The organism is Cupriavidus sp. 2TAF22, from assembly GCF_052115045.1.
GTDB lineage: Bacteria > Pseudomonadota > Gammaproteobacteria > Burkholderiales > Burkholderiaceae > Cupriavidus.
The window spans coordinates 58,926-81,655 of sequence record NZ_JBFRFX010000013.1 but is presented as its reverse complement, the minus strand read 5'-3'; the positions used below and the strand labels follow the sequence as shown (position 1 = coordinate 81,655).

22 protein-coding genes are annotated in these 22,730 nt (G+C 65.3%); 8 read left to right on the top strand and 14 right to left on the bottom strand.

Annotated elements, in window-relative coordinates:
- Positions 1-29: 29 nt before the first annotated feature.
- The 7 genes from AB4Z48_RS16800 to AB4Z48_RS16770 form a co-directional block, all read right to left on the bottom strand.
- Complete coding sequence (locus AB4Z48_RS16800) at positions 30-785, bottom strand: DeoR/GlpR family DNA-binding transcription regulator (RefSeq protein WP_441615865.1); 756 nt, start codon at positions 783-785, stop codon at positions 30-32.
- Between the two features lie 108 nt (positions 786-893).
- On the bottom strand, positions 894-2,090 hold the full coding sequence (locus tag AB4Z48_RS16795; RefSeq protein WP_441615863.1) for a sialidase family protein: 1,197 nt from the start codon (positions 2,088-2,090) through the stop codon (positions 894-896).
- Between the two features lie 26 nt (positions 2,091-2,116).
- Positions 2,117-3,544, bottom strand: a complete 1,428-nt coding sequence (locus AB4Z48_RS16790) for a sodium:solute symporter family protein (RefSeq protein WP_441615861.1) — start codon at positions 3,542-3,544, stop codon at positions 2,117-2,119.
- 96 nt (positions 3,545-3,640) lie between these two features.
- Positions 3,641-5,983, bottom strand: a complete 2,343-nt coding sequence (gene pdxA / locus AB4Z48_RS16785; RefSeq protein WP_441615859.1) for a 4-hydroxythreonine-4-phosphate dehydrogenase PdxA — start codon at positions 5,981-5,983, stop codon at positions 3,641-3,643.
- Positions 5,980-7,149, bottom strand: a complete 1,170-nt coding sequence (locus AB4Z48_RS16780; RefSeq protein ID WP_441615857.1) for an iron-containing alcohol dehydrogenase — start codon at positions 7,147-7,149, stop codon at positions 5,980-5,982. Before AB4Z48_RS16780 ends, pdxA begins: the two co-directional genes overlap by 4 nt.
- A 37-nt stretch (positions 7,150-7,186) precedes the next feature.
- Entirely contained in the window at positions 7,187-8,080 is an 894-nt protein-coding gene (dapA, locus tag AB4Z48_RS16775; protein ID WP_441615855.1) for a 4-hydroxy-tetrahydrodipicolinate synthase, read from the bottom strand.
- Between the two features lie 313 nt (positions 8,081-8,393).
- Entirely contained in the window at positions 8,394-8,567 is a 174-nt protein-coding gene (locus tag AB4Z48_RS16770; protein WP_441615853.1) for a hypothetical protein, read from the bottom strand.
- Between the two features lie 264 nt (positions 8,568-8,831).
- Between AB4Z48_RS16770 and AB4Z48_RS16765 the strand changes: the two genes are divergently transcribed.
- Positions 8,832-10,349, top strand: a complete 1,518-nt coding sequence (locus tag AB4Z48_RS16765; RefSeq protein ID WP_441615851.1) for a CoA-acylating methylmalonate-semialdehyde dehydrogenase — start codon at positions 8,832-8,834, stop codon at positions 10,347-10,349.
- 99 nt (positions 10,350-10,448) lie between these two features.
- On the opposite strand, the gene AB4Z48_RS16760 is transcribed toward AB4Z48_RS16765, so the two are convergent.
- The gene (locus AB4Z48_RS16760; RefSeq protein ID WP_441615849.1) at positions 10,449-10,922 is read right to left on the bottom strand and encodes a VOC family protein; all 474 of its coding nucleotides are present in this window, start codon (positions 10,920-10,922) and stop codon (positions 10,449-10,451) included.
- Positions 10,923-11,159: 237 nt separating this feature from the next.
- Positions 11,160-11,411 (bottom strand): hypothetical protein, encoded by a 252-nt coding sequence (locus tag AB4Z48_RS16755; protein WP_441615848.1) that lies wholly within the window; start codon positions 11,409-11,411, stop codon positions 11,160-11,162.
- 36 nt (positions 11,412-11,447) lie between these two features.
- On the opposite strand from AB4Z48_RS16755, the gene AB4Z48_RS16750 reads away from it, so the two are divergent.
- Positions 11,448-11,633, top strand: a complete 186-nt coding sequence (locus AB4Z48_RS16750) for a hypothetical protein (RefSeq protein ID WP_441615846.1) — start codon at positions 11,448-11,450, stop codon at positions 11,631-11,633.
- 216 nt (positions 11,634-11,849) lie between these two features.
- Here the strand turns inward: AB4Z48_RS16750 and AB4Z48_RS16745 are convergent, their stop codons facing one another.
- Positions 11,850-12,371: a universal stress protein gene (locus AB4Z48_RS16745; protein ID WP_441615844.1), complete on the bottom strand. Its 522-nt coding sequence runs from the start codon at positions 12,369-12,371 to the stop codon at positions 11,850-11,852.
- Between the two features lie 277 nt (positions 12,372-12,648).
- Here AB4Z48_RS16745 and AB4Z48_RS16740 point away from each other — a divergent pair, with 277 nt between their 5' ends.
- The 4 genes from AB4Z48_RS16740 (at position 12,649) to AB4Z48_RS16725 (ending at position 16,736) form a co-directional block, all read left to right on the top strand.
- Positions 12,649-14,616, top strand: coding sequence for an APC family permease (locus AB4Z48_RS16740; protein ID WP_441615842.1), 1,968 nt, complete (start codon positions 12,649-12,651; stop codon positions 14,614-14,616).
- 118 nt (positions 14,617-14,734) lie between these two features.
- Positions 14,735-14,866, top strand: coding sequence for a hypothetical protein (locus AB4Z48_RS16735; RefSeq protein ID WP_441615840.1), 132 nt, complete (start codon positions 14,735-14,737; stop codon positions 14,864-14,866).
- Positions 14,867-14,987: 121 nt separating this feature from the next.
- A complete protein-coding gene (locus tag AB4Z48_RS16730) occupies positions 14,988-15,329 on the top strand; it encodes a hypothetical protein (protein ID WP_441615838.1) in 342 nt (113 codons plus the stop codon).
- A gap of 549 nt (positions 15,330-15,878) precedes the next feature.
- The gene (locus AB4Z48_RS16725; RefSeq protein WP_441615836.1) at positions 15,879-16,736 is read left to right on the top strand and encodes a hypothetical protein; all 858 of its coding nucleotides are present in this window, start codon (positions 15,879-15,881) and stop codon (positions 16,734-16,736) included.
- 97 nt (positions 16,737-16,833) lie between these two features.
- On the opposite strand, the gene AB4Z48_RS16720 is transcribed toward AB4Z48_RS16725, so the two are convergent.
- The gene (locus AB4Z48_RS16720; RefSeq protein WP_441615835.1) at positions 16,834-17,277 is read right to left on the bottom strand and encodes a cupin domain-containing protein; all 444 of its coding nucleotides are present in this window, start codon (positions 17,275-17,277) and stop codon (positions 16,834-16,836) included.
- A gap of 343 nt (positions 17,278-17,620) precedes the next feature.
- Between AB4Z48_RS16720 and AB4Z48_RS16715 the strand changes: the two genes are divergently transcribed.
- Positions 17,621-18,457, top strand: coding sequence for a hypothetical protein (locus AB4Z48_RS16715; protein WP_441615833.1), 837 nt, complete (start codon positions 17,621-17,623; stop codon positions 18,455-18,457).
- A gap of 100 nt (positions 18,458-18,557) precedes the next feature.
- Here AB4Z48_RS16715 and AB4Z48_RS16710 read toward each other — a convergent pair whose 3' ends face one another.
- A complete protein-coding gene (locus AB4Z48_RS16710; protein ID WP_441615831.1) occupies positions 18,558-19,727 on the bottom strand; it encodes a hypothetical protein in 1,170 nt (389 codons plus the stop codon).
- A gap of 399 nt (positions 19,728-20,126) precedes the next feature.
- Between AB4Z48_RS16710 and AB4Z48_RS16705 the strand changes: the two genes are divergently transcribed.
- Positions 20,127-20,399 (top strand): hypothetical protein, encoded by a 273-nt coding sequence (locus tag AB4Z48_RS16705; protein WP_441615829.1) that lies wholly within the window; start codon positions 20,127-20,129, stop codon positions 20,397-20,399.
- A 33-nt stretch (positions 20,400-20,432) separates the two neighbouring features.
- Here AB4Z48_RS16705 and dinB read toward each other — a convergent pair whose 3' ends face one another.
- Together dinB and AB4Z48_RS16695 are read right to left on the bottom strand one after the other, a co-directional pair.
- Positions 20,433-21,596 (bottom strand): DNA polymerase IV, encoded by a 1,164-nt coding sequence (gene dinB / locus AB4Z48_RS16700; RefSeq protein ID WP_441615828.1) that lies wholly within the window; start codon positions 21,594-21,596, stop codon positions 20,433-20,435.
- Positions 21,597-21,886: 290 nt separating this feature from the next.
- Positions 21,887-22,378, bottom strand: a complete 492-nt coding sequence (locus AB4Z48_RS16695; RefSeq protein ID WP_441615826.1) for a hypothetical protein — start codon at positions 22,376-22,378, stop codon at positions 21,887-21,889.
- Between the last annotated feature and the right edge of the window lie 352 nt (positions 22,379-22,730).

Here is a 22,730-nt window from a genome sequence, read left to right as displayed (position 1 = left end):
GCTCGGCCTCGCCCCTGGGCGGGCGACGGTCAGGCCGTCATCACCGTGACTTCGCCATGCGCCGTGAAGGCGCTCAACTGGTCCGGGGTCACGGCATCGTCGGTGATCAGCGTCCATGCGCGCTCCAGCGGCGTCCAGTGCTGCTGGCTGGCCCGCCCGACCTTGTCGGCGGTGACCAGCACGAACACCTGCGCCGACTGCCTGACCACGCATTCCTTCAGGTAGGCCTGGTCCGCCGAGGCTTCGCACAGGCCGTTGCTCGCCACCACGCCGTCCGCGCCGAGAAAGGCCTTGTCCACGCTGATCCGGCTCAGCGACAGCTGGGCCAGCGGCCCCAGGGTGCTCATGCTGGAGGGCCGCACGTCGCCGCCGACCAGCGTCACCGGCAGGCCGCTCGCGGCCAGCGCCGCGACCACCAGCAGGTTGTTGGTCACCACCTGCACGGCCTTGCCGGGGAGATGGCGCGCCAGCGCCGCGGTGGTGGTGCCGCCATCGAGGAACACGGTGTCGCCATCGGCGATCAGGGTGCAGGCCACGCGGGCAATGGCGTCCTTCTGTTCGCGGCCGCTCACGCGCCGCTCCTCCAGCGGGGCCTCGGGCTCGTGGGAGCCCACTGCCGCCGCGCCGCCATAGGTGCGCAGGATGCGGCGGTCGGACGCGAGCGCGCGCAGGTCGCGCCGCACGGTGGCCTCGGACATGCCGAAGTGCTCGCACAGCGTGGCGACATCGGTCATGCCGCTCAGCACGGCCTGGTGCATTGCCTCGCGGCGCTTGGTCACTTTCATGTCTGCTGGTCCTGGGACGGTGTCAGGGCGCATGCCAGGGTGCGGCATGCAACGAGCGCTAAATGTAGCAAAGAATGCCACGCATCTGGCGCTTGCCCGCCCGGCCCGTCAGCCGCGCACCCAGGACTCGTCCACCGTCACGTACTTGATGCGCTGGCGGAAGTACGTGAAGGCGATATGCAGCGCGCCGTCCGCACCCTGCACGATGGACGGGTAGGAGTACTCCCGGTTGCGCTGGTCGGCGGAGTTGTTGGTCATGCAGAAGCCGTCGCCGATCTCCAGGTTGCGGCGGCGGCGCCAGGTCTTGCCGCCGTCCTCGGAGATGGCCAGCGACATCGGCGCGCGCGGCGCGCCCCAGAACGCAGCGCCGCGCGCCGACGCCGGCTGGTCGCGCAGCTCGCCGCTGTCTTCGGAGTCTTCGATGTCGTCGTACAGCGACGTGCGCCGCCCGGTGCTGTGGGAGGCGTCGCTTTCGTTGTAGACCAGCGCCAGGTGCCCGTTGCGCAGCGCCACGAACTGGATCGACGAGTTGTTGTTCGGCAGCGCCGTGGGTTGCGGCGCGCTCCAGTCGCGGCCGTCGCGCGAGCGGCTGGCGTAGACCGTGTCCGCCCAGCGGCTGCGATACAGCGCCAGCAGGCTGCCGTCGGCCAGCGTCTGCACGTTCATGTGCACGCAGCCGACGCTGTCGGGCACCGTGTGCTCCTGCCAGGTCAGGCCCTGGTCGCTGGAGACCATGACCGCGCTGATGTCGTCGTTGCCGACCCAGCGCTCTCCTGGCCTGGTGCGGCACAGGAACACCGGGCACGCCCAGGCGCCGTCGGGCAACACCACGAGCGGCTGGCGCACGAAGGTCCCGGCATGGTCGAACAGGGTGTCGATCGGCCCCCAGGTGAGGCCGCCATCGCTGGAGATGCGGCGGCGCACGATGGCCGTGTTCTGGTGGCCGGACAACTGCGCCGTGTAGATCAGCCACAACTGGCCCTGTGGCGTGCTGAACAGCACGGGGTTCTGCTCGGAGCGGGTGGGGTCATCGGACAGCTTGACGGCCGGCAGCCACGCGTCGCCGCCGGCGGGCAGCCGCGACATGTAGATGGACACGTCGGGGATACCTTCCTGCGTGCCGCCGAACCACACGCACAGCAGGTCGCCGTTGGGCAGGACATGCAGGTTGGCGGCATGGTTCTGCACGCAGGGCGTGGGCAGGTAGGCTTCGCGGCGGCTGGCGTCGGTGTGCGCGGGATACACGTGCGGGTCGAAGGCGATTTGCACTGCGTCGCTGGCGGGGGCCGGTTGGGTGCTGGTCATGTCTTGTCTCTTGAAATCGGGTTGATTCAGTGCGCGGCGTGCTTGGCCGGTGCGCCGCCGGCCGGCGTGCCGCTGGCGGGCGTGCTGGACCGGAAGCACAGCTTGTCGACCACCAGCACCAGCGCCGGCGTCACCAGCGCGATGTACATGTTGTCGATGCCGAACGGATTGCCCAGCAGGTACCACGCCGTGGTGGCCACCGCCGCCGCAATCAGGCCGCTGACCGCGCCGCGGTTGCTGCCGAAGAACGGCAGGTAGATACCGATCAGCGCCACGATGGACACCGACAGGCGCAGCGCGCGGGTGAAGAACGACAGCGCCAGGATCTGCGGCACGAACAGCACGAACACCAGTGGCAGGACGCCCACAGCCAGCGAGATCCAGCGCGTGGCGCGCAATTCCTGCTCGGGAGTCGGCTGGTAGCGCGGCACGTAGAAGTCCTTGACGACCAGCGACGCGATGGCCAGCGCCACCGTGCAGACGCTCACGAAGATCGATGCCACCAGCGAGGTGGTCACCACGCCCGCCAGCAGCGGGTGCATGTGCTCGAGGAAGACCGGCAGCGCATACAGGCTCTTGATGTTCGGGTACAGGAACTTCGCCGCCACGCCGATGAAGCCGAGCGCGATCGAGATCGGCACGCAGAGCGCCGCCGCGATCAGCGAGGCCTGGCGCGCGGCAGCCGGGCTCTTGGTCGAGGAGATGGCCTGGATGATGAACTGGGTGGAGAAGATCGCGCCGGCCGAGCCGATGATCCAGGCGCCGATGGTGCCGCCGCCGAGCGCGCCCTTCCAGGTGAAATAGTGCTCGGGCATGGTCTGCACCATCGGCGCGATGCCGCCGGACAGCTTCCACGCCACCGCCACCAGGATGCCGATGCCGAGCAGCTTGACCGCGCTGTGCACGATGGTCAGGCAGGCCACGCTCTTGAGACCGCCCCAGGCGAAGTAGATCGTGCTGATGATGGCCGTGATGACCGCCGCGGTGGTCAGGTTGATGTGCATCACCGTGGAGATCGCCGCGGCGCCGCTGACGTAGTTGCCCACGTTCACGAGGAGCAGCGCATAGATCATGATGGCCGAGACCACCAGCTTGGTGGTGGGGCCGTACTTCCTGGCGATGAAGCCGGAGATGGTGAACTCCCCCGAGGCATACAGGCGCTTGGCCATGAACAGCCCGAAGAGCAGGAAGCCGATCGCGGCCGAGATCACCGACCACGAGGCAGCGATGCCCACATTGAAGGCCTCCTGCGACGTACCGACCGTCGATTTGGCGCCGATGTACTCGGACATCAGCAGGACCGCCACCACCACCGCCGGCATCGAGCGGCCGGCGACCATGAATTGTTCGGTATTGCGGCTGCGCAGCCGGATGCTGGCGATGCTGGTCACGATGATGTAGACCACCACCATGGCGATGATCGTGACGGTGTCCCAGTACGAGAACGAAGTCATCTTTGTCTCCTGATGCTTGAGCGTGATTGCCCGCGGCCAGCCCGGCGTGTATCCGCCCGGTCCGGCCCGCGCCTGTGGCGCTTTGCCTTGTGGGTGTCAGGCGGCGCGTGCCGCGGCCGGTTCGTCGCGGTGGGCGGCGAGGTCGCGCGCCTGCCGGAAGGCCTCGAGCAGGCTGCGTTCGTCGGCGATGCCCTTGCCCGCGATATCGAAGGCGGTGCCGTGGTCGACCGAGGTGCGGATCACCGGCAGGCCCACCGTGACGTTGACGCCGGCTTCCAGCCCCATCACCTTGACCGGACCGTGGCCCTGGTCGTGGTACATGGCCACCACCACGTCGAAGTCGCCGCGCCCGGCGCGGAAGAACAGCGTGTCGGCGGGCAGGGGTCCCTCCACCTGCCAGCCGCGCGCCTGCAGCAGCTCGACCGCGGGCACGATCTTTTCCTCTTCCTCGCCGTAGCCGAACAGTCCGTTCTCGCCGGCATGCGGGTTGATGCCGCAGACGCCGATGCGCGGATTGGCGATGCCCGCGCGCACCAGCGTGGCGTGCGCGCGCTCGATGGTGCGCTGGACCAGGCCAGGCTCGATGCGACGGATGGCGTCGAGCAGGCCGATGTGCGTGGTCACGTGGATCACGCGCAGGTTGGGTGCGACCAGCATCATCGAGACTTCTTCGATGCCGGTCAGGTGCGCCAGCATCTCGGTGTGGCCGGGGAAGATGTGGCCGCCGGCGTGCAGCGCTTCCTTGTTCAGCGGCGCGGTGCAGATCGCGTCCAGCTCGCCGGCCGACGCGAGCTCGACGGTGCGCGCAATGAACTGGTAGGCCGCGTCGCCCGCGATCGGGGACAGCTTGCCGTAGGGCAGGTCGGCGGGAATGAGGCCGAGGTCGATGCAGTCCACCACGCCGAAGCGGAACTCGGCCTCGGCGGGCCGGGCGATGGAGCGCACCTCCAGCTTGACGCCGGCGCGGCTGCCGGCATCGCGCAGGCGCGCGGTGTCGCCGATCACCAGCGGGCGGCATTGTTCGTAGACGTCGCGGTGCGTCAGCGCCTTCATGATGATCTCGGGACCGACACCGGCGGCATCGCCCATGGTGATGCCGATGACAGGACGATAGGACATTGCAGGGATTCCTCTAGATAGATGGCGCGGTGCGGCGCCGGCAAGTCGTTGCCAGGCGGCATGGAGGGAGCCGGGCGTGCCGAAGCCGCCGGCCTTGGTAACGACCGGCAGCATGCCGCCGGGAAGCGAGGCATGGAGCAGCGGCATGCCGGTCTCGATCTCGTCGACCAGTTGCAGCGCGCCGGCGCTGGCGGCTGCCAGCAGCGCGCGCGCCGTTTCGCCGCCGGTGGCGATCAGGCCGCCGGCGTGGGGAAGGACAGGGGCCAGCAGCGCGGCCAGGCGCTGGCAGAACAGCAGCCCGTCGGCGCTGTCGCCGCGCGTGGCCTGGCTCAGCGTGACCAGCACGTGGCGGCCGTCGCGCAGGGCGTCGGCGACGGTGCGCGTGAGCACTGGCTGCGCGGTGCCCAGCGTGGCAGTGTCCAGGTCCAGGACAAGCAGGGCGGGACCCGCCGCGGCCTTCAGGTGCTCGGCCTGGCGGTGCGACACGCTGGACATGCTGCCGACCACGGTCAGCACGGGGCCGCCCGTGCTGGCTTGCGCAATGGCCGGCAACGGCGTGGCGGTCGTTGTTGCATTGGCGTCGCACAGGCCGAGCGCGTGCAGCAGCGCGGGCGCCAGGCCGGCCGAGCCGACCCAGAACGCGTGCGCCAGCCGCGCCGAGGCGTCGGCGACACGTTCGAGGTCGGCGTCGGTCTCGCAGTCGCATACCACGGCCTGGGTGCCGCCTGCCTGCAGCGCGGCAAGCCGGGCCGCCAGCGCGGTGGCGCCGGCGCGCACGTCGGCCAGCGCCAGCAGGGCGGTATCCAGGCCGTGGCTCGATAGCATGTGGCACAGGTCGGCGCGTCCGGCGATGGACTCGTTGCGCCAGACCTCGGTTTCCTCCACGGCCACGCCGCGCAGCCACTGGCGGCCGTCGCGTGTCGTGCGGCCGGCGGCAGGGAAGGCCGGCGCGACGATGGCCAGCCCGGCAAGCGGCACCAGGGCGGCAATTTCGGCTGCCACGTTGCCGCGCAGCGTCGAATCGATCTTCTTGTACAGGCGCGTGGCGGGCCCGGCCAGCCTGCGCCAGGCGGCAACCTGCCGCGCGGCGGCATCGGCCGGGCTGGCGCGGCGGGAATCGGTGTCCACCGCCAGCAAGCCGGCATCGGCGGCATCGGCGGCATCGGCGGTATCGGCGGTGCCGGGGGCGCCGGCGTCCGCGCTCAGCATCACGGTGCTGCGCAGGCCTGCGCGCACGCCGGCCACGGCGCAGTCGGCGGCGCCGGACAGGTCGTCGGCGAGGATCAGCAGCCTGGGGCCGCGGTGGACGACGGTGTTCACGGCAGCAGGCGCTGGTAGATCGCCTTGATATCCGCCAGGCTCAACGGCTTCGGGTTGTTGCCGAGCAGCCGCTTGACCTTGGCGGCGGCCTCGGCCAGCGCGTCCAGGTGCGTTTCCGACACGCCGAACGCGCGCAGGTCCTGCGGGATCTGCAGCACGTCGGTCCATTCGGCCAGGCGGTCGATCAGCTTCTGCGCCGCGGACTCGTCATCGTCGCCGTGGCCGCAGACGTCGAGCGCGCGCGCCACGGTGGCAAGGCGGCCGACGATGGCGTCCTTGTTGAAGGCCATCACGTGGGGCAGCAGCATGGCATTGGCCACGCCGTGCGTGATATTGAACATGCCGCCGAGCGGGTAGGCCAGCGCGTGGACGGCGGCGGTGCCGGCCGCGGTCAGCGCGAGGCCGCCGTACATCGAGCCCAGCATCATGGCCTCGCGCGCCTTGACCGAGCTGCCGTTTCGGTACGCCTCGACCAGGTTGGCGCCGATCAGCCGCATCGATTCCATCGCGAACATGTCGCTGACCGGATTGGCCTTGGTCGAGATATACGATTCGAGCGAGTGGACGAACGCGTCGACGCCGGTGGCGGCGGTGATCGGCTGGGGCAGGCCGAAGGTCAGCTCGGCATCCAGGATCACCAGCTGCGGCAGCAGGTGACGGCTGACAATGCCAACCTTCAGTTCCTCGTCAGGCAGCGTGACGATGGCGTTCGGCGTCACCTCGGAGCCGGTGCCCGCCGTGGTGGGCACCAGGATCATCGGCACGCCGGGCTGCTTGATCAGGTCGATGCCCAGCCATTCGCGCAGGGGCTGGTCGTTGGTCAGCCGCACCGCGAACAGCTTGGCGGCGTCGAGCACGCTGCCGCCGCCGATCGACAGGATCGCCTGCGGGGCAAACGGCGCGATCTGCTCGCGGAACACGGTCTCCACGTTCTCGATGGTCGGCTCGGGCTCCACGCCGCGCACGATGCGCGCTTCCACGTCGCGCTCGGCCAGCGCGGCCACCACGCGGCCGATCACGCCGTTCTCTTCCATCACGGGCTGGGTGATCAGCGCGATGCGCGACACGGGACGGTCGAGCAGCGCCAGCTTCTCGGGCAGCAGGGCCAGGCTGCCGGCGCCGTGGACGATATGCTTGACGGTCTGGAAGTGGTAGGTGTTGGTCATGGGCAGCTTGCTTGGGGTGTCGATGAGGGGCGGCCGGTCACTGTTGCCCGGCGGCGCGGTAGATGGACAGCGCCTCGGCCAGCCGCTCGCGGGTCTTGGGGTCCAGCGGTTTGGCGGGCGCGCGGGCCGGGCCGGCGGGCATGCCCAGCATTTCGGCGGCGGTCTTCAGCACCACGGGCATGGTGCCGAGCGCGAAGGCGTCGCGCAGTGCGCGCAGCGATTCCTGCGCGGCGCGCGCGGCGGGCACGTTGCCGGCCTGGAACTCGTTCCAGATCGACATCACCACATGCGGCACGGCATTGGTGGTGGCGGCCACCGCGCCGTCGCCACCGGCGATCAGCGTCCACAGGATCATCGAGTCGGTGCCGGTGAACACCGCGAAGTCGTCGCGGCGCAGGTTGATCAGTTGCAGCAGGCGGTCGAAATCGCCGCCGCTGTCCTTGATGCCGCGGATATTGGGGATCTCGGCCAGGCGGCGCACGGTGTCGATGGTCAGCGTGATGCCGGCCTTCGCGGGGATCGTGTAGAGCATGACCGGCAGCGTCGTGGACTCGGCGATCTGCTTGTAGTGGGTGAACAGCTCGGCCTGGGTGGCGCCGTTGAAGTAGGGCGTGATGACCGAGACGGCATCCACGCCCAGGTCCAGCATCTTGCTGTTCAGCGCAATGACGTCGCGGGTGGCATAGGCGCCGGTACCGGCGATCACCGGTACCCGGCCGCGCGCGTGTTCCACCGTGATGCGGGCAATGCGCAGCTTCTCTTCCTCGTTCAGCGCGATGAACTCGCCGTTGGTGCCGAGCACGAACAGCGCATGGACGCCGGCGTCGATCAAGCGGTCGACCAGCGTGCGCAGGCCGTCTTCGTCTACGCCTTCGTCGGCGGTCATCGGGGTAATGAGGGCGGGGATGATGCCCTTGAACTGCACTGCCATGCTTTGCTCCTTCTTGCTGGTCGCTCGTCCCGGCGGCGCCCCCATATGGAGGCCGACGATCTGGATGACGGGGATTTTGTCTGACTGAATCAGTCAAAATAGACGGATTCATCTGATCGATTGGGTCATTATAGGGTTTGGATTGACTGATGCAGTCGATGTTTACCCTAGTTTTGATTGAATCGATCACAATAGAGTGCCGCTTGAGGCGCTCCCGGGGCGGTGCATGGGCAAGGCGACCTACCGCCTTGCTGCCGGCGTTGGCAAGAAGCCTCTTTGCAGGAATGCGGGCGCGAGGGCGGGCACGAATCCCTCAGGAGCGCAGGTGGGCGTCGCGCGCCATGCCGTTGCCGTCGGCATCCATGGCGATGAAGCCGACGACGCGGCGACCGACGACCTTCTTGCCCGCGTCATACGCTCGGATATCGCCTTGTCCTGGCCGCCATGCTTGCCTGCCGCTCTCGATGTGCACGGTGCGTTCGTACATGGATCCGGCTTCGCGTCTTTGGTCATTGCGATGTGCGGAAAATCACCGTTGAGCGCAGGCGGAGAGCCTTTCGTTAAATTGCGATTCGTTCCCGACGCGCAAGACTGTTGTGTCCGATGCGGGTGTTCGAAATTAGAGCAAAGCGCCTATATTTGCGTCTATTGGAGCCGTCGGGCCGATCGGCGTTGAAGCCGAAAAACCAATGTTCGAAGACATGAGGAGGCATGGCGCGGGCGGCACCTGCATCCCCCCATAGGAGAAGGTATGAGCGAAGCAAATCAAGGCGCTGTGCGCGAGCTGAGTCATTTCATCGACGGTGAACGCGCCGCTGGTGCGAGCGGGCGGTTCGGCAATGTATTCGATCCGGCGCTAGGCCGCGTGACGTCCCGCGTGCCGGTCGCAAGCACAGCTGAAGTCGATGCCGCCGTCGCCGCTGCGAAAGCCGCGTTCCCGGCCTGGAGCGAAACCGCGCCGCTGAAGCGCGCTCGTCTGATGTTCAAGTTCAAGGAACTGCTCGAGGCGCATCAGGACGAACTCGCCGAGCTCATTACGCGCGACCACGGCAAGCTGTTTTCGGACGCGAAGGGCGAGGTGGTGCGCGGTATCGAGATCGTCGAATTCGCGTGTGGCATTCCGAACCTGCTCAAGACCGATTTCACCGATCAGATCAGCGGCGGCATCGACAACTGGAATCTGCGTCAGCCGCTCGGTGTGGCTGCGGGCGTCACCCCGTTCAATTTCCCGATGGTGGTGCCGTGCTGGATGTTTGTGATGGCGGCCGCGTGCGGCAACACCTTCGTGCTCAAGCCCTCGGAGCGCACACCGTCGGCATCGATCCGGCTTGCCGAGCTGTTCCTCGAGGCGGGCTTTCCCAAAGGCGTCTTCAATGTCGTGCATGGCGACAAGGCCGTCGTCGATGCGCTGATCGAGCACCCCGATGTGGCCGCGATATCCGTCGTCGGCTCGACGCCGGTCGCTGAATACATCTACACCGAAAGCGCGAAGCGCGGCAAGCGCGTGCAGGCCCTGGGCAGTGCGAAGAACCATCTGGTCGTCATGCCCGATGCCAATCTCGATCAAGCGGTCGATGCGCTGATTGCCTCGTCGTATGGCTCGGCCGGCGAGCGCTGCATGGCGACCTCGGTCGCGGTGGCGGTGGGGCATATTGGCGACGAGCTGATCGAGCGTCTTGCGCCGCGCGTGCGCTCGCTCAAGATCGGCGGCGGCATGGAGCCCGACCTGGACATGGGGCCGCTCATCAGCGCCGCGCATCGCGCCAAGGTGCTGGGCTATATCGAGGCGGGCGTCGCGGCAGGTGCCAAGCTCGTGGTCGATGGTCGCGGCCATACCGTGGCCGGCCACGAAGAGGGCTTCTTTCTCGGCGGCTCGCTCTTCGATGACGTGAAGCCTGATATGAGCATCTATCGGGAAGAGATTTTCGGGCCGGTCCTGTCGGTTGTCCGCGTGCCTGATCTCGCGAGTGCGATCGCACTCGTCAACGCGCACGAACTGGGGAACTGCGTATCGCTTTTCACATCCGACGGCAGCGCGGCGCGCGCATTTTCCCGGCAGATTCAGATCGGCATGGTGGGCATCAACGTGCCGAGTCCGGTGCCGCCGGCATGGCATTCGTTCGGGGGCTGGAAGCGATCGCTGTTCGGCGATCATCACGCCTACGGCGAGGAGGCCGTCCGCTTCTACACGCACTACAAGAGCGTCATGCAGCGCTGGCCAGACAGCATCGCCAAAGGTGCGGAATTCGCGATGCCCGTGGCCAAGTAAGCCGCCCCAGGCGATTGCGCTGGTCCACGGCCCGGACGAGGCTGAGATGCGCGATTATTCGGCTGGCCACAGTGGACAGCCGAATGGGAACGGTATTGCTCAGCCGCGCACGGCCGCTTCGATGGCGGCGACGTCGATCTTTTTCATCGGCATCATCGCCTCGAACGCACGCTTGGCCGCGTCGCCACCCTTGGCGAGTGCATCGGTCAGCACGCGCGGGGTGATTTGCCAGCTAATGCCCCATTTGTCCTTGCACCAGCCGCAATGGCTTTCCTGCCCGCCATTGCCGACGATCGCGTTCCAGTACCGGTCGGTCTCTTCCTGATCGTCAGTCGCGATCTGGAAGGAAAAGGCCTCGCTGTGCTTGAACCGCGGGCCGCCATTGAGACCGATACAGGGTACGCCCACGACGGTGAATTCGACAGTCAGGGCGTCGCCCGTCTTGCCGTCGGGATAGTCGGCCGGCGCACGGTGGACAGCGCCGAGGCTGCTTTGCGGAAAGGTCTTGGCGTAGAAGCGCGCGGCCTCTTCGGCATCGTGTTCGTACCACAGGCAGATCGTGTTCTTGGCCATCTTGGCTAACTCCTTTTGCCAATCAGTGAGAAAGCGGCGCACCACTCTGGCGCGGCACGCCGACGTCGGCTGCCCATTTTGGCGAGTACGGCGAGTACGGTGCCATATCGACGGTGGTCATCGAACTTCATTTATAGGACGTAGGTTGATGGTTCGCACCGCCAACCTTGTCGGACTCGCGATGGCGAGGCAGGCGGGTGGAGCGTATGGCGTTCGCCGTGGGTGGCGGAGTTAGCGTCAGGAAACGCCATGAGGGATAGCTACCCGCATCATTGCCAATGCGTGGCGCAAGCTCTTGATTTTCGGCGTTTGCGTTTCCGCTTCATTGCGCCAGAGTCCTGCTTGGCCACTTTTCTGCGTCACCCCAATGGCATGCGTTTTCCCTTGTGCAGCAAGGCTTTCCGGGCGATTTCGGAAGCCGTTGTCTTGTATTTCTCCCGCTCGCGGACTCCTTGAGATGGCCGCTTCTCCGGTGGTGCTAAGATCCATTTGCAGTTGCCTATGACAACGTCCAAGGAGACCAGGATGGCCGAAAACGAAGAGGCGGGTTGCGATGCGGCATCGTGCGTCGCTGGCGTGGCCACTGTATTGGCTGTCGGGGTATTCCTGGCCTTGGGGTACTTCTGCCTTCGCAAGGTGCGATCAGATGAGACGCGGCCCACGACCGAGAGCACGTTTGGCGGTGACTGGGCCGAGAGGGGCAACGGCTGACGGTTGGGCGGCGGATGAGTCCGGTGGTGTCCATGCCGCCAGCGTGCCGCGTGCGCGTGGAACGGTCATGCACCTGGTGTTGTCACTGCTGAGCGCACGACACACCACTGGCCTGATACGCTCTTCGCTTTTTCCCGCCCATGTGAGCGCGATGAAATCCTGGAAAGCTGCGGTGAGCATGTATGAACGCTCTCAGCCAACAGCCAGAACGGCCACTCAGAATGCAGACGAATAGACCACAAGCCGCGGGTGAGGGTGCGTCCGCTGCGGTTGTGGCTGTGCGGGCATGCTCCCTGCGGGCTGCGCCTTGGAGGCCTTGACGGCGGTCACCGGCACGCTTGATCGCCGCATGATCTTTGCGGGCATGCCGCCTCCGAAGCAGGCCTTGAACTGCGACCAGATCGTAACGCCGAGCACAATGCCGTCACAACGGTTGGCATCTGCGGCAATGGCAATCGTGCTCGCCGTGCGGCCCAACCCGATCAAGGCCACGTATCGCACATCGGAATCATCGAGAATCTCCATCGCCCTTGAGAGTGCGGACTCTCCCAGCCTGGATTCAAGCTCCCGCAATTCGGCAAGTGAATGGAATGCGCCGGCCCGGCTGCGTTCAAGGGCGGGCTGTACGTTCAGCAGTACGACCTCCGACGCGCTTCCCTCCCGGAAAAGAAAGGCTGCATGCCGGACAGCCGCCAGAGCACACTCCGAATCATCTACCGGCACAAGTATCCTGATCATCTTGATGGCTTCCCTGGATGGTGGCTGAGGCGGCGATGCGCGCGGAGACGCGCGGCTCAGGTTCCCACGCTTCAAGACTATGCGGTGCCACATACAGCGGGCATCAAAAAGCCGCCGGCGCCGTATAAAAAAGGCATAAAAATTCTCGTGGCGATGATTCCCCCTCTCGCCTGCGCCTACATTAGTCACATGGTCGGATGTGCCGCTTCCGGGGGGGCACTATCGACGAACCTGGTGCAGGCCACCCTACACGGGGGTGGCCTGCAGGGGGATGACTATGGCGGGGCGATCAAGGTGGTTGGGATACCTGGCCGGGAAGCCACTCGATCCGCTCGCGCCGGCGACGCGCCATGCGATCGCGGTCGCCCCTGTGCTGGCTTGGGTCGGACTTGGCGCCGACGGGCTGTCGTCGTCCTGTTACGGCCCGGAGGAAGCCTTCCTGGCGCTTGGAAGCCATACGCCGCTGGCGCTGTTCCTGGCCATGGCGACTGCCAGCACGGTGTTCATCATTGCTGTCGGCTACAACCAGGTCATCGAGCTGTTTCCCACCGGCGGTGGCGGCTATCGTGTCGCCACCGCGCTGCTGGGGCCGCGCCCGGGCCTGGTATCCGGCGCGGCCTTGCTGGTGGACTACGTGTTGACCGTGGCCACTTCGCTGGCGAGCGGCGTCGACGCCTTTTTCAGTCTGCTCCCGCTGGCGGCGCAGCACTACAAGCTGGCAACCGAAGTTGCCATCGTCGTCATGATGACGACACTCAATTTCCGCGGCATGAAGGAATCCATCCTGGTGATGCTGCCAATCTTCATGGGCTTTGTAGTCCTGCATCTGGGGCTCATCACCTATGGCATCGTTGCGCATGCCGACAATCTCGCCAGCGTGGTTCCGGCCGCAACGGGCGAGGCATCGACGATGTCGCACGCGATGGGACCGGTCGTCGTCATGGCGCTGCTGATGCGTGCGTTCTCCCTTGGCGGCGGTACGTACACGGGATTGGAGGCCGTCTCCAACAACGTCAACATGCTCGCCGAGCCGCGCGTGCTGAATGGCAAGTGGACCATGTTCTATATGGCAACTTCCCTGGCCTTTACGGCAGGCGGGATCATTCTCCTCTACATGCTTTGGCACGCCGCGCCCGTGGAAGGCCAGACCTTGAATGCGGTGGTTTTCAACCACATCATCGACAGCCTCCGGCTAGGCTCGCCACTTGCCAGTGGTGCCCTGCTGGTGGCAGTGCTGGCGTTCGAGGCAGGCCTGCTCCTGGTCGGCGCGCAGACGGGCTTTCTTGATGGACCGGCTGTGTTGTCGAACATGGCGGCGGATCACTGGGTGCCACGACATTTCAGGGACCTCTCCGCCCGCCTGGTACGACAGAACGGGATTATCGTGATGGGTGTGGCGAGCGCACTGATCCTGCTTTGGACGCAAGGCAAGGTGGCGCTGCTGGTGGTGCTCTATAGCATCAACGTATTCCTGACGTTCAGCCTTTCCTTGCTCGGCCTTTGCATCTACTGGTGGCGGCACCGGGTCGAAGCGCGCTGGATCGTCCGCTTTGGGTTGTCGTTCCTGGGCCTGTCCGTGACGTCAACGATACTCGTGATCACCGTGGTCGAGAAGTTCACCTCAGGTGGCTGGCTCACCATCCTGGTTACCGGTATTGTCATCACGCTCTGCGCGCTGGTGAAGCGCCATTACTCGGCTACCCGGACCGAGCTGGCACGCGTCGACGAGACGTTCGCGGGCGCCCCTCCGCATGTCGATCCCGCGCGTATCCGTCCGGTCGACCCGGCCCAGCCGACAGCCGTCGTTCTGGTCGGGAAACATCGCGGCGTCAGCATGCACGCACTGCTCTGGGTGGAACGACTGTTTCCCGGGCACTTCAAGAACTTCATTTTCGTCGCCGTGGGCGAAGTCGATGCCCAGAGCTACGAGGGGCAGGAAACGCTGCGCCACCTTCAGACGACCGTCGGGGAGGCATTGCGCTACTACGTGGCTACGTGCCAGCGGCACGGGGCCGCGGCCGACTCCCGGGCCGCATTCGGCACCAATCCCGTCGCCGAGTTCATGCGGCTGGTCGACAGTGTGATGACCGAGTATCCCAATAGCGTCTGTTTTGCCAGCAAGCTGATTTTCCGTCACGTCAACTTCCTGACAGCGTGGCTCCACAACCAGACCCCGGCCGAAATACAAGAGCGCTTGCACCTGCAGGGCAAGCAGATGGTGTTGCTGCCAATGAACGTGCAGTGACGTAGCCGATTTCTGACCTGAGAGACTCGGCATATCCCTTGCTTCATAACGGCGTACCGAGACCTACAATCCAGACAGGGGATCGGTTCTTCGCTGCATTCGCAAAGGGGGCGCCATCATGAAGCCGTTGATCCACGATTTCCACTCCGTCCATTCGCGCCACGGCAAGGGCTACTACCTGCGTCTGGCGGCTTGCTTGCTGCTCCCCGCCGCGGCCTATCTTTGTGTCCAGTTGCTGGGCAGGCACTGAACCCAGGCGTGGCGGTTGTCGGTAGAAGACCGGATGCACGGAAGGTGTGCGATCTGTCACATTTGCTGTGAGGCCAGCGGTTCTGGCCATGGTTGTAGCTGCACTGGAAGGGAGGCTACCCATGCTGCAGATTTTGGTGCTGATTCTGGTCGTCTCTGCCCTCCGGGCGTTCTACTTGCACCACCAGGTGGCAGGCCTGGCGCTGGTGCGGCGCGAGTCCTCGGGATGGCTCACCTATGAGGTGCGCAGGCGCGTTTCGCTGGTGCCCTTGCCCACGCATGTCGCTCAATACCCGGTTCCCAGGGAAGAGCGCATGCGTGTAGTCCGGCTCACCGGCTTCGTGGTCTGGCACAAGGAACTCAGCATCGCTCTGCCAGCCGATGCCTGCTCGCACCTGGGCGATATTTCGGCGCTGGAGTTCGACGGCCGCTTTCCTGCCTGGCTGCGGCTCGATGCCGCATAGCCGGGCGACGCGTACGGCGATAAAAAACCCGCCGGATGGGCGGGTGGCGCCGTCTAGCGCTTGTGGTGAATCAATCGATTCCACCAGTAGTGGAGAGGGTGCGCGTGCTCGGGATAGAGAGGGGATTTGTGGAAGAATTCGGCCCTCACCGCGAGTACATACAAGAGCACAATTGCAACGGTGAATACGATAGCTACTGTCATGGCGCCTCCTTTTGGGATGACCACACACTCAGTGTAGGACTCGGAGGACGAACAGCAAAAAGCCCGCCGGTGCTCCGATTCGAGCGGCGTCCAGCCCCGGGCGCGGTGGGTCTTCATTTGCCCATGCAGCCGCCCGCGATAATCCCGGTTCGAACACGCGTCAGCCATCCATGAAGGCCCGGTCAGCGGCGGATCAAGCCGGTACTCTGTCCGAAACCGTGCGGGAATAAGTGGGGTATCGCACGCCTCGCGCCTGCAAGGTCATCGCAAAATACAAATCGCATCCGCGCCGGGACCACAGCGCCGGATTCTCTACCTCCTTGGGGAAGACTCGATGAAAAGGCTCGTGAGCGATCTGGCCGCCGTCATTGCATTGGGTCTTTTTTCCGCCGCCGGGGTGCAGGCGTCGGAAATCGCCTGCAAGACCATGCTGCGCTCGGACTTCATCCGCTGCGAGGAGGATCCGCTGGCAGCCGGCCAACGGTGCGTGAGCCAGGAAGATCTGCGCCCGCGAGGCGAGAGTCTGATCTGTGACTACGCGATTCTCAATATCGAGTATGAGCGCATCTACGCAGACCAGGATCGGATGCTGCTGGCGGGCGCCATCCAGCATGAAGGTGTTCTTGCGTGGCGCAGGAACCGGGATGCTTGTACGTCGGTGGAGTGCCTTGACGATGCCTTCGCCAATTGGCAGCAGGACGTGGCCAGGACGCAGCCGGAGCAAGCCGTCGCCCAGCCGGGCAAACCGCTGGCCGCATCGTTGCGTCGCACGCCGGCAGTCAAGTCCGCTCGCAGCAGGCCGAGACTTGGCAATGTGAGTTGGGTCGTGACGCCGACGCAGGATCGAACTGCGCCGCCACAGGTGATTGCCACGACGGTCTCGCAGCCGGCAGTGCTTGCGCCCATCGCTGTCGCTCCGCCAGTGGCGCAGCCTCATCGAGTCAGCGTCGCTCCCAGGCAAGAGCGGACTGCCGGCGGCTGGGGATCGCTTGGCGTGCTGGCATGGTTGGGGATCTTTTGCGGCGGCCTGGCTTACCTGTGGGACCGCAGGTTGCGCCATCGGTTTCCGGGGGCGCCAGGCATCTACGGGCGCGGACGCAGAAGCATCTACCGGCCGAGACGCAGGATACCGGTGCCGCTCCTTATCCTGAGTGGCTTGCTGGTTGCGAACGGACTCGTTCTGATCTTTATCCTCGCCAGGTGACCGGTGCGCCAGTGCTGCGCTTACCTGGGTTGACCCGGCCTGGCCCTGAACGGAAACGCCGCCATGCCAAGAAAGCAGGGTGGCGCCCCCGGGAGCATCAACCGGCGACAGTCACTCCGCATTTCCCGGCAATCGCGATCAGCGCGGGAATGTCCGGGGCTCCCGCGGGGATATCCTTGTCGATCGCCGCAAAGAGTTGAGCGGCATTGCCGGTATGGCTGGTCATCGAGATCATCTCGGCGCCGCCCGGACCAAAGCGGAAACTGTGTATCGTGCCCGCCGGCACGTGAACGAATGTGCCGGGCGTGGCGGTGATGGTGTTGTCACCATAGCGAATCTCGATCTTGCCCTTCAGGATATAGAACGATTCGTCCCAGGCATGGCTGTGCGGCGGTGGTCCGGCGCCCTCGTCGCCCTGCTGCAGGAAGACTTCATAACCTTGCGTCGCGGTATTCGAGGCGAGCACCGTTATTTTTTCTCCCACCACATCGAGCGGGCGCGCGTACGTGTCCGGGGTCACCGCAAATGGTCGTGGCGTCATGGATTCTGGCTCCCTGGAATCGGCTTCAGTCGTGAACTCAGCGTAGTGGGTGGAATCAGGAGAGTCTAGCGGCAGAGGTCGGCAGAGGTCGGCAGAGGTCGGCAGAGGTGGCCATCGCCGGCGGCGGCCTGCCGCGGAACTCCGCAGTCATCGGGGATCCTCGTCAGCATGGTCGCGATCACGCTCGTGGCCGTTCAGGACTGCATTTTGTCCGAGCGCGCACCGGGATATGTGTGGTATCGCACTCCGCATTCGCGAGGCGCGGTAGCAGAATACAGGGCTGATCCGCATAGGATCCCGGCGCCGAATTCTCTAATTCCATGAGAAGACGATGAAAAGGCTCATGAGCCATCTGGCCGCCCTCATTGCCTTGGGGCTTTTCTTCGCCTTCAGTGCGCAGGCGTCGGATATCGCCTGCAAGACGTCGCTGCGCGCGGCTTCCGTCCATTGCGAGGATGCGATGGCGGGCGGCCAGAACTGCCTGAAGCGGGCGAACAAGCGTCCGCATGCCGAGAACCTGATCTGCGACTACGCGTTGCTCAATATCGGGTATGAGCGCATTTACGCCAGCCAGCTTCGGATGTTGCGTGCGGGTCTTATCCGCAAGGCAGACATCACTGCCTGGCGCAAGACCCGGGATGCATGTGGTTCGGTGAAATGCCTTGACGAGCTTTTCGCCGGCTGGCAACAGCATGCTGCCCAGAAGAAGGCAGCACGAGATACCGTCCAGCCGAAAAAGCCGCTTGCCGCGTCTGCGGGTGACACGCCGGAGGATAAGGCGGCGCGAGGCAGGCCGAGACGCGGTGAGGCGAAGTGGTCGATGACATCGACGCGGGAACCGAGCGCGCCTCCACAACGGATCTACACGCAGACCAGTGCGCAACCGCCCGTGCTGGCCCCCATGTCCGGTGCACCTTCAGAGGCTGAGCCAAGGTGGATCAAGGCGCCTCTCGCGCAAGAGCGGACTGCCTACCGCGTGGGATCGCTTGGCGGGTTGGCATGGCTAGGGATCCTCGGCGTGGGTTCGGCCTGCTTGTTCACGCGCAGGCTGGGCCAGCGGTTCCCGGGCGTGCCGGACATTTACCGACGGATCCGCAGCATGCCTGTGACCACGCTCATCCTGAGCGGCCTGCTGGTGGTGAACGCATTGTTCATGGTCCTCATGCTATTCGAGGAATAGGCCTGCGAGCTGGGGAGGCTTGCTCGCGACGGGCCGTCTCTGGCCTCTTCCTGCCTGACGAACTGGCGGTCGGTCAATCAATGAATCCAACCCCGCGCCATCATCGGTTCATACCGTCGGCATTCGTTCGCCTGACGAAATCAAGACCGACAAGCGCCATCCCCGTCATGACGCATCCGCTCAGCAGGGAAAATGCCGCTATCGCCAGCGTCCCGTGCCCGGCGCGACGCTCGGGCACGGTTGGCCCCGAGGCGAAGTGCGTATTGACGAGGTGCTTCGTTCGGAGTTCCTCTGCGATCAGGCCGATGTCGTTGAAGACTTCCCGGATGTCGTCGTCTTTCAGATCGGCGCCGTCGAACATGTTTTTCTGCAGCGCAAGGTAGACGGCGAGCATGGCCTTGCCCGAGTTGGCAGGGTCCCTCGATGCCTCCGCGCGAGCGAAGAATGCTTCGCGCAGCGTATTCTGGGCGGCTTCCCGCTCAAGCGAATCGATCGCCGTGCGAAGATCGACGATAAGGGATTCGGTTCCGACAAGCTGCGCCACCGGCGACAGATATTTCGAGCTTCCGGCATCGGATGACAGCAGTTGCCTGGATTCGAGCTTCGATGCGCCGGGGTACCTGCCGGCTATGATCTTCAGGGACTTCATCCGCGCGGTTTCCTGGCGGAGTTCGAGCCGTTTCGAAATGAGCTGGTTGTCGATTCTCTGCTTCTTGGCCTTGAACTCGGCGGCCTTCGTGTGCACGATCTCCGTCAGTTCCTGGCGCAGCATGGTGTCCTTGAGGAAGTCTCCCAGGATTCTTACCCTTGCTGTCGCTTGCGCAGGCGATGGCGCGGCAAAGGAGATGGCGAAGCCAAGGATATCCATGTCGATGGGCGTCTTGCTGTTGTTGAGATATCCCAGTTCCGCTTTTGAATAAGGCAGCACGGGTGTCACGTGCTTGCGGAGAAAACTCTCCTGCAAGGCATTTGCCAGATATTGCCCGTTGGCGTCACCTCCCAGTTGTTCGTGGCCGAGAAAGCGGCGTAGCGCGCCTTTGTCCGCGAATGCGGAGCGCTGGGTGTTGTACTCCGTCAGTTTTCGACTTGCCCTGAGGAAGCCTTCGCTCCTGTAATTTTCGCTGGCGGCGAACAGGATGGAGAACGAGATGCCTGAGACGACGGGCACAAAGATAAGCAGCCACATCCAGTGTTTGCGCAGCCAGTGCCCCGTGGCGATGAAGGAAAAGGGTGTCGCTGATGAAGTTTCCGACGATTTTATTTCCAGCATGGAGTCTCTGCGAAACAGCCGATTGGTATGTGCCAGCCATGGAGGCCGGCAAGTCAGAATCCATCGCGGCAGTGATTCGATGGTGCGGAAACATCCCAAGATGAAATGGAAACTTCTCCATTTTCCGAGTACTTGCCGAGTACTTGCCGAGTACTTGCCGGTCGGACAGTCGGAGGAAATCGCTCATCGGCGACCCGGGCCGGCAGGCCGTCCCGGCTGTCCAGCCAATCCGCCCGGGATCCCCGCATCGCCTGGCGGCAGGAACGGCAGTTGTCCGGCACACCAGCGCGCCTGAAGCGCGGCCATGTGGCCCGGGGCGCGGGCACCCCGGGCAGGCATCGGCGCGAACTCGCACGCAATGGGCGCATACTTGGCATCGCGCGAGTCGTGGGGGATGTCATGGGAAAGCTCTTCGAAGCATTGCCGGCGGACGAGCGCGCAGACTTCGAGGCCGCTTGCAGGAAGCATGGCCGGACCCGCGAAGAATTCACGGTCGTCCTTGATGAGGAGGCCCCTCCCCGGGATGCGGTGGGTCCCATTCCCCGCAAGGTGGCGGTCCAGGCCAACCTGACCGGCGCTCGCCAGTCCTATCCCGCGGCAAGCGGCACGTCCTGGACTGCCGAGTTCGAGCGGGACCTCGCCCGGGGCTTTTTCTGGGAAACCTACGACTAGGTACGGGTACGCACCGCCGCCATCGTCCCCAGCCTATTCGCCATCCCCGAACGGCAACTCGCCCTGCACCGGGAGCACGGCAAGATCTTCCCCGCCGGCCATCGTCAAGGTGCTGACGCGCACGCCCAGCAGCCGGATCCTCCGGTCCAGCGCGACACGCTTCACGCATTCCGTCGCCGCCCGCCGCAGCAATACGGCGTCGGCCGTCGGCGCGGGCATGCTCAGGTCGCGGGTCACGGTCTGGAAGTCGTCGTAGCGCAGCTTTACCCCGATCGTGCGGCCGACGTACCCCTTGCGGCGGAGGTCCTCGGCCAGGCGCTGGCACAGGGCGGTAAAGATTTCGGAGAGGGCCTGGCGGTCCTGGCGGGGGTGGAGGTCGCGTTCGAAGGTGGTTTCGCGGCTCATGGACTTCGGTTCGGAGCTGACCACGACGGGACGGTCGTCCTGGCCCTGGGCGATTTCCGCCAGCCAGGCTGAGTAGCTGCGGCCGAAGTGGCTTTGCAGCAGCCCAAGGTCGGCGCTGGCGAGGTCGCCGACGGTGGCGATGCCGAGCGCGGCGAGCTTTTCGGTCGCCTTGGGGCCAATGCCGTTGACCTTGCGCACGGGCAGCGGCCAGATGCGACGGGGGATGTCGTCGGCGCCGAGCAGGGTGAGGCCGTCAGGCTTGTCCAGTTCGGAGCCGATCTTGGCCAGGAGCTTGTTGGGGGCGATGCAGATCGAGCAGCTTAACTGGGTGGCTTCACGTACGGCTTGCTTGATGCGCGCGCCGAGATCGGCCGGTTCACCGGCGACTTCGCTGAGATCAATGTAGATTTCGTCGATGCCGCGGTCTTCGATCTGGTCGGTGAAGGTGTGGACGGCGGCCTTGAAGAGGCGGGAGTAGTGCCGGTAGGAGTCGAAGTCGGTGGGCAGCAGGATGGCGTCGGGCGCGAGTTGGGCGGCTTTCATCATGCCCATGGCCGAGAAGACGCCGAGCGCGCGTGCTTCATAGGTGGAGGTGGTGACGACGCCGCGGCCGGCGTAGTCGCGCAGGCGGGCGAAGCGCCGGCTGCCGTCCGGCAGGATTTCGGGCACGGCGTTGCGTCCGCCGCCGATCACCACGGGCATGCCGCGCAGCTCCGGGTACCGCAGGAGTTCGACGGAAGCGTAGAACGCGTCCATGTCCAGGTGGGCGATGCGGCGAGTTGCGGAAGGCATTGTCGGCTGGCAGGGATTGGCGACGCCTCCATCCGGCCATGCCGGGGCGGGGTGTCGCGATAACTGTATGCATATACAGTATATCGAACTCTGCGCCGGGCATCGATGCCGCCGGCGAACGCGCTTTCATTTTGCCTGCAAGCGCAATGCGACGATTCTCAAGACGGTGCGCGCCACCCGCGCGGACATCGGCCGGGCCGGCGGTCGGTTGTCACAAGCGGCCAGCGGCAGCCGGCGCGCGGCTCGCCACCGCCCGCTGACAGCGGTCCGAGGCTGCGCCGGAGCGGCGCTTACCGCAGCAGGAATCCGATATCGTCGACGCTGATCTGCGCTGCCGGCACGCCCCGGCGTTGCTGGAACAGCATGTGCTGCAGCACCTGGCGGCGCTGCGCGGCGAAGACCGCCAGGTCGATGGGCGACCCGGCGCGCGCGTAGTGTTCGATCAGGAGCTTGTAGGCGCGGTGTCGCATGCGCAGGGCCTCGCCGTCGGCGCGGAGCTTGCTGGTGTCTTCCGGCGCGGGGCGCTCGACATTGCGCAGCGCTTCGAGCGCATGGGCGTGCAGGTCGCGATAGCGATCGAGTTCGGCCTGGGTGGTGCGCAGGCGTTCGCGCAGGTCCCGTACCTTGCGCTGCAATTTCAGTGTCATGCCGACACCGTGCTCGATCAGCGCGACGGTTTCCAGTGCATGGCTGGCGGCGGCGATGGTGTTCTTCCAGATACCCCGGTCGGACGTGTCGGCGTCCGTTGCCCAGCCATCGCGGGCTCCGCTCAATGTCTTCATATGACCCCTTTGACCCTTGTATCGATTTCCGGCGGCCGGTCCTGTGGTTTCCGGTCCTGTCCGTGCGCATGGTGGCCGCGCTGACCTGGCGGCCTGCCATGCCGATGCAACCTCGTGCGCTTGGGTGCATCTGAGCCGGCAGCCTTGCGTCGAGGTTTTGGGGAAAGATCGTACGGTTTTACCCCGTCCGGGCCAAGTAGAAGATGCTTAGATCTGGTCTTCCCGGCGCCTATGTCGCGTAATGTCTACGGGCCTTGGCGCGGCTGCCCTTGTCATGGTGCTGACACCGGCACAGTGCGGGCGGGGAGGGGGTCAGGCTCCGCCGCCATGCCGTTGGGGTCACACGGGCGCA

Coding starts and splice junctions, on each gene's coding strand:
- AB4Z48_RS16740 (WP_441615842.1), top strand. CDS start 12,649: ATGGCGGGGCGATCAAGGTGGTTGGGATACCTGGCCGGGAAGCCACTC.
- AB4Z48_RS16710 (WP_441615831.1), bottom strand. CDS start 19,727: ATGCTGGAAATAAAATCGTCGGAAACTTCATCAGCGACACCCTTTTCC.
- AB4Z48_RS16715 (WP_441615833.1), top strand. CDS start 17,621: ATGAGCCATCTGGCCGCCCTCATTGCCTTGGGGCTTTTCTTCGCCTTC.
- AB4Z48_RS16780 (WP_441615857.1), bottom strand. CDS start 7,149: ATGACCAACACCTACCACTTCCAGACCGTCAAGCATATCGTCCACGGC.
- dapA (WP_441615855.1), bottom strand. CDS start 8,080: ATGGCAGTGCAGTTCAAGGGCATCATCCCCGCCCTCATTACCCCGATG.
- AB4Z48_RS16745 (WP_441615844.1), bottom strand. CDS start 12,371: ATGATCAGGATACTTGTGCCGGTAGATGATTCGGAGTGTGCTCTGGCG.
- AB4Z48_RS16705 (WP_441615829.1), top strand. CDS start 20,127: ATGGGAAAGCTCTTCGAAGCATTGCCGGCGGACGAGCGCGCAGACTTC.
- dinB (WP_441615828.1), bottom strand. CDS start 21,596: ATGCCTTCCGCAACTCGCCGCATCGCCCACCTGGACATGGACGCGTTC.
- AB4Z48_RS16735 (WP_441615840.1), top strand. CDS start 14,735: ATGAAGCCGTTGATCCACGATTTCCACTCCGTCCATTCGCGCCACGGC.
- AB4Z48_RS16765 (WP_441615851.1), top strand. CDS start 8,832: ATGAGCGAAGCAAATCAAGGCGCTGTGCGCGAGCTGAGTCATTTCATC.
- AB4Z48_RS16695 (WP_441615826.1), bottom strand. CDS start 22,378: ATGAAGACATTGAGCGGAGCCCGCGATGGCTGGGCAACGGACGCCGAC.
- AB4Z48_RS16750 (WP_441615846.1), top strand. CDS start 11,448: ATGGCCGAAAACGAAGAGGCGGGTTGCGATGCGGCATCGTGCGTCGCT.
- AB4Z48_RS16720 (WP_441615835.1), bottom strand. CDS start 17,277: ATGACGCCACGACCATTTGCGGTGACCCCGGACACGTACGCGCGCCCG.
- AB4Z48_RS16800 (WP_441615865.1), bottom strand. CDS start 785: ATGAAAGTGACCAAGCGCCGCGAGGCAATGCACCAGGCCGTGCTGAGC.
- AB4Z48_RS16790 (WP_441615861.1), bottom strand. CDS start 3,544: ATGACTTCGTTCTCGTACTGGGACACCGTCACGATCATCGCCATGGTG.
- AB4Z48_RS16760 (WP_441615849.1), bottom strand. CDS start 10,922: ATGGCCAAGAACACGATCTGCCTGTGGTACGAACACGATGCCGAAGAG.
- AB4Z48_RS16795 (WP_441615863.1), bottom strand. CDS start 2,090: ATGACCAGCACCCAACCGGCCCCCGCCAGCGACGCAGTGCAAATCGCC.
- AB4Z48_RS16755 (WP_441615848.1), bottom strand. CDS start 11,411: ATGGATCTTAGCACCACCGGAGAAGCGGCCATCTCAAGGAGTCCGCGA.
- AB4Z48_RS16730 (WP_441615838.1), top strand. CDS start 14,988: ATGCTGCAGATTTTGGTGCTGATTCTGGTCGTCTCTGCCCTCCGGGCG.
- AB4Z48_RS16770 (WP_441615853.1), bottom strand. CDS start 8,567: ATGTACGAACGCACCGTGCACATCGAGAGCGGCAGGCAAGCATGGCGG.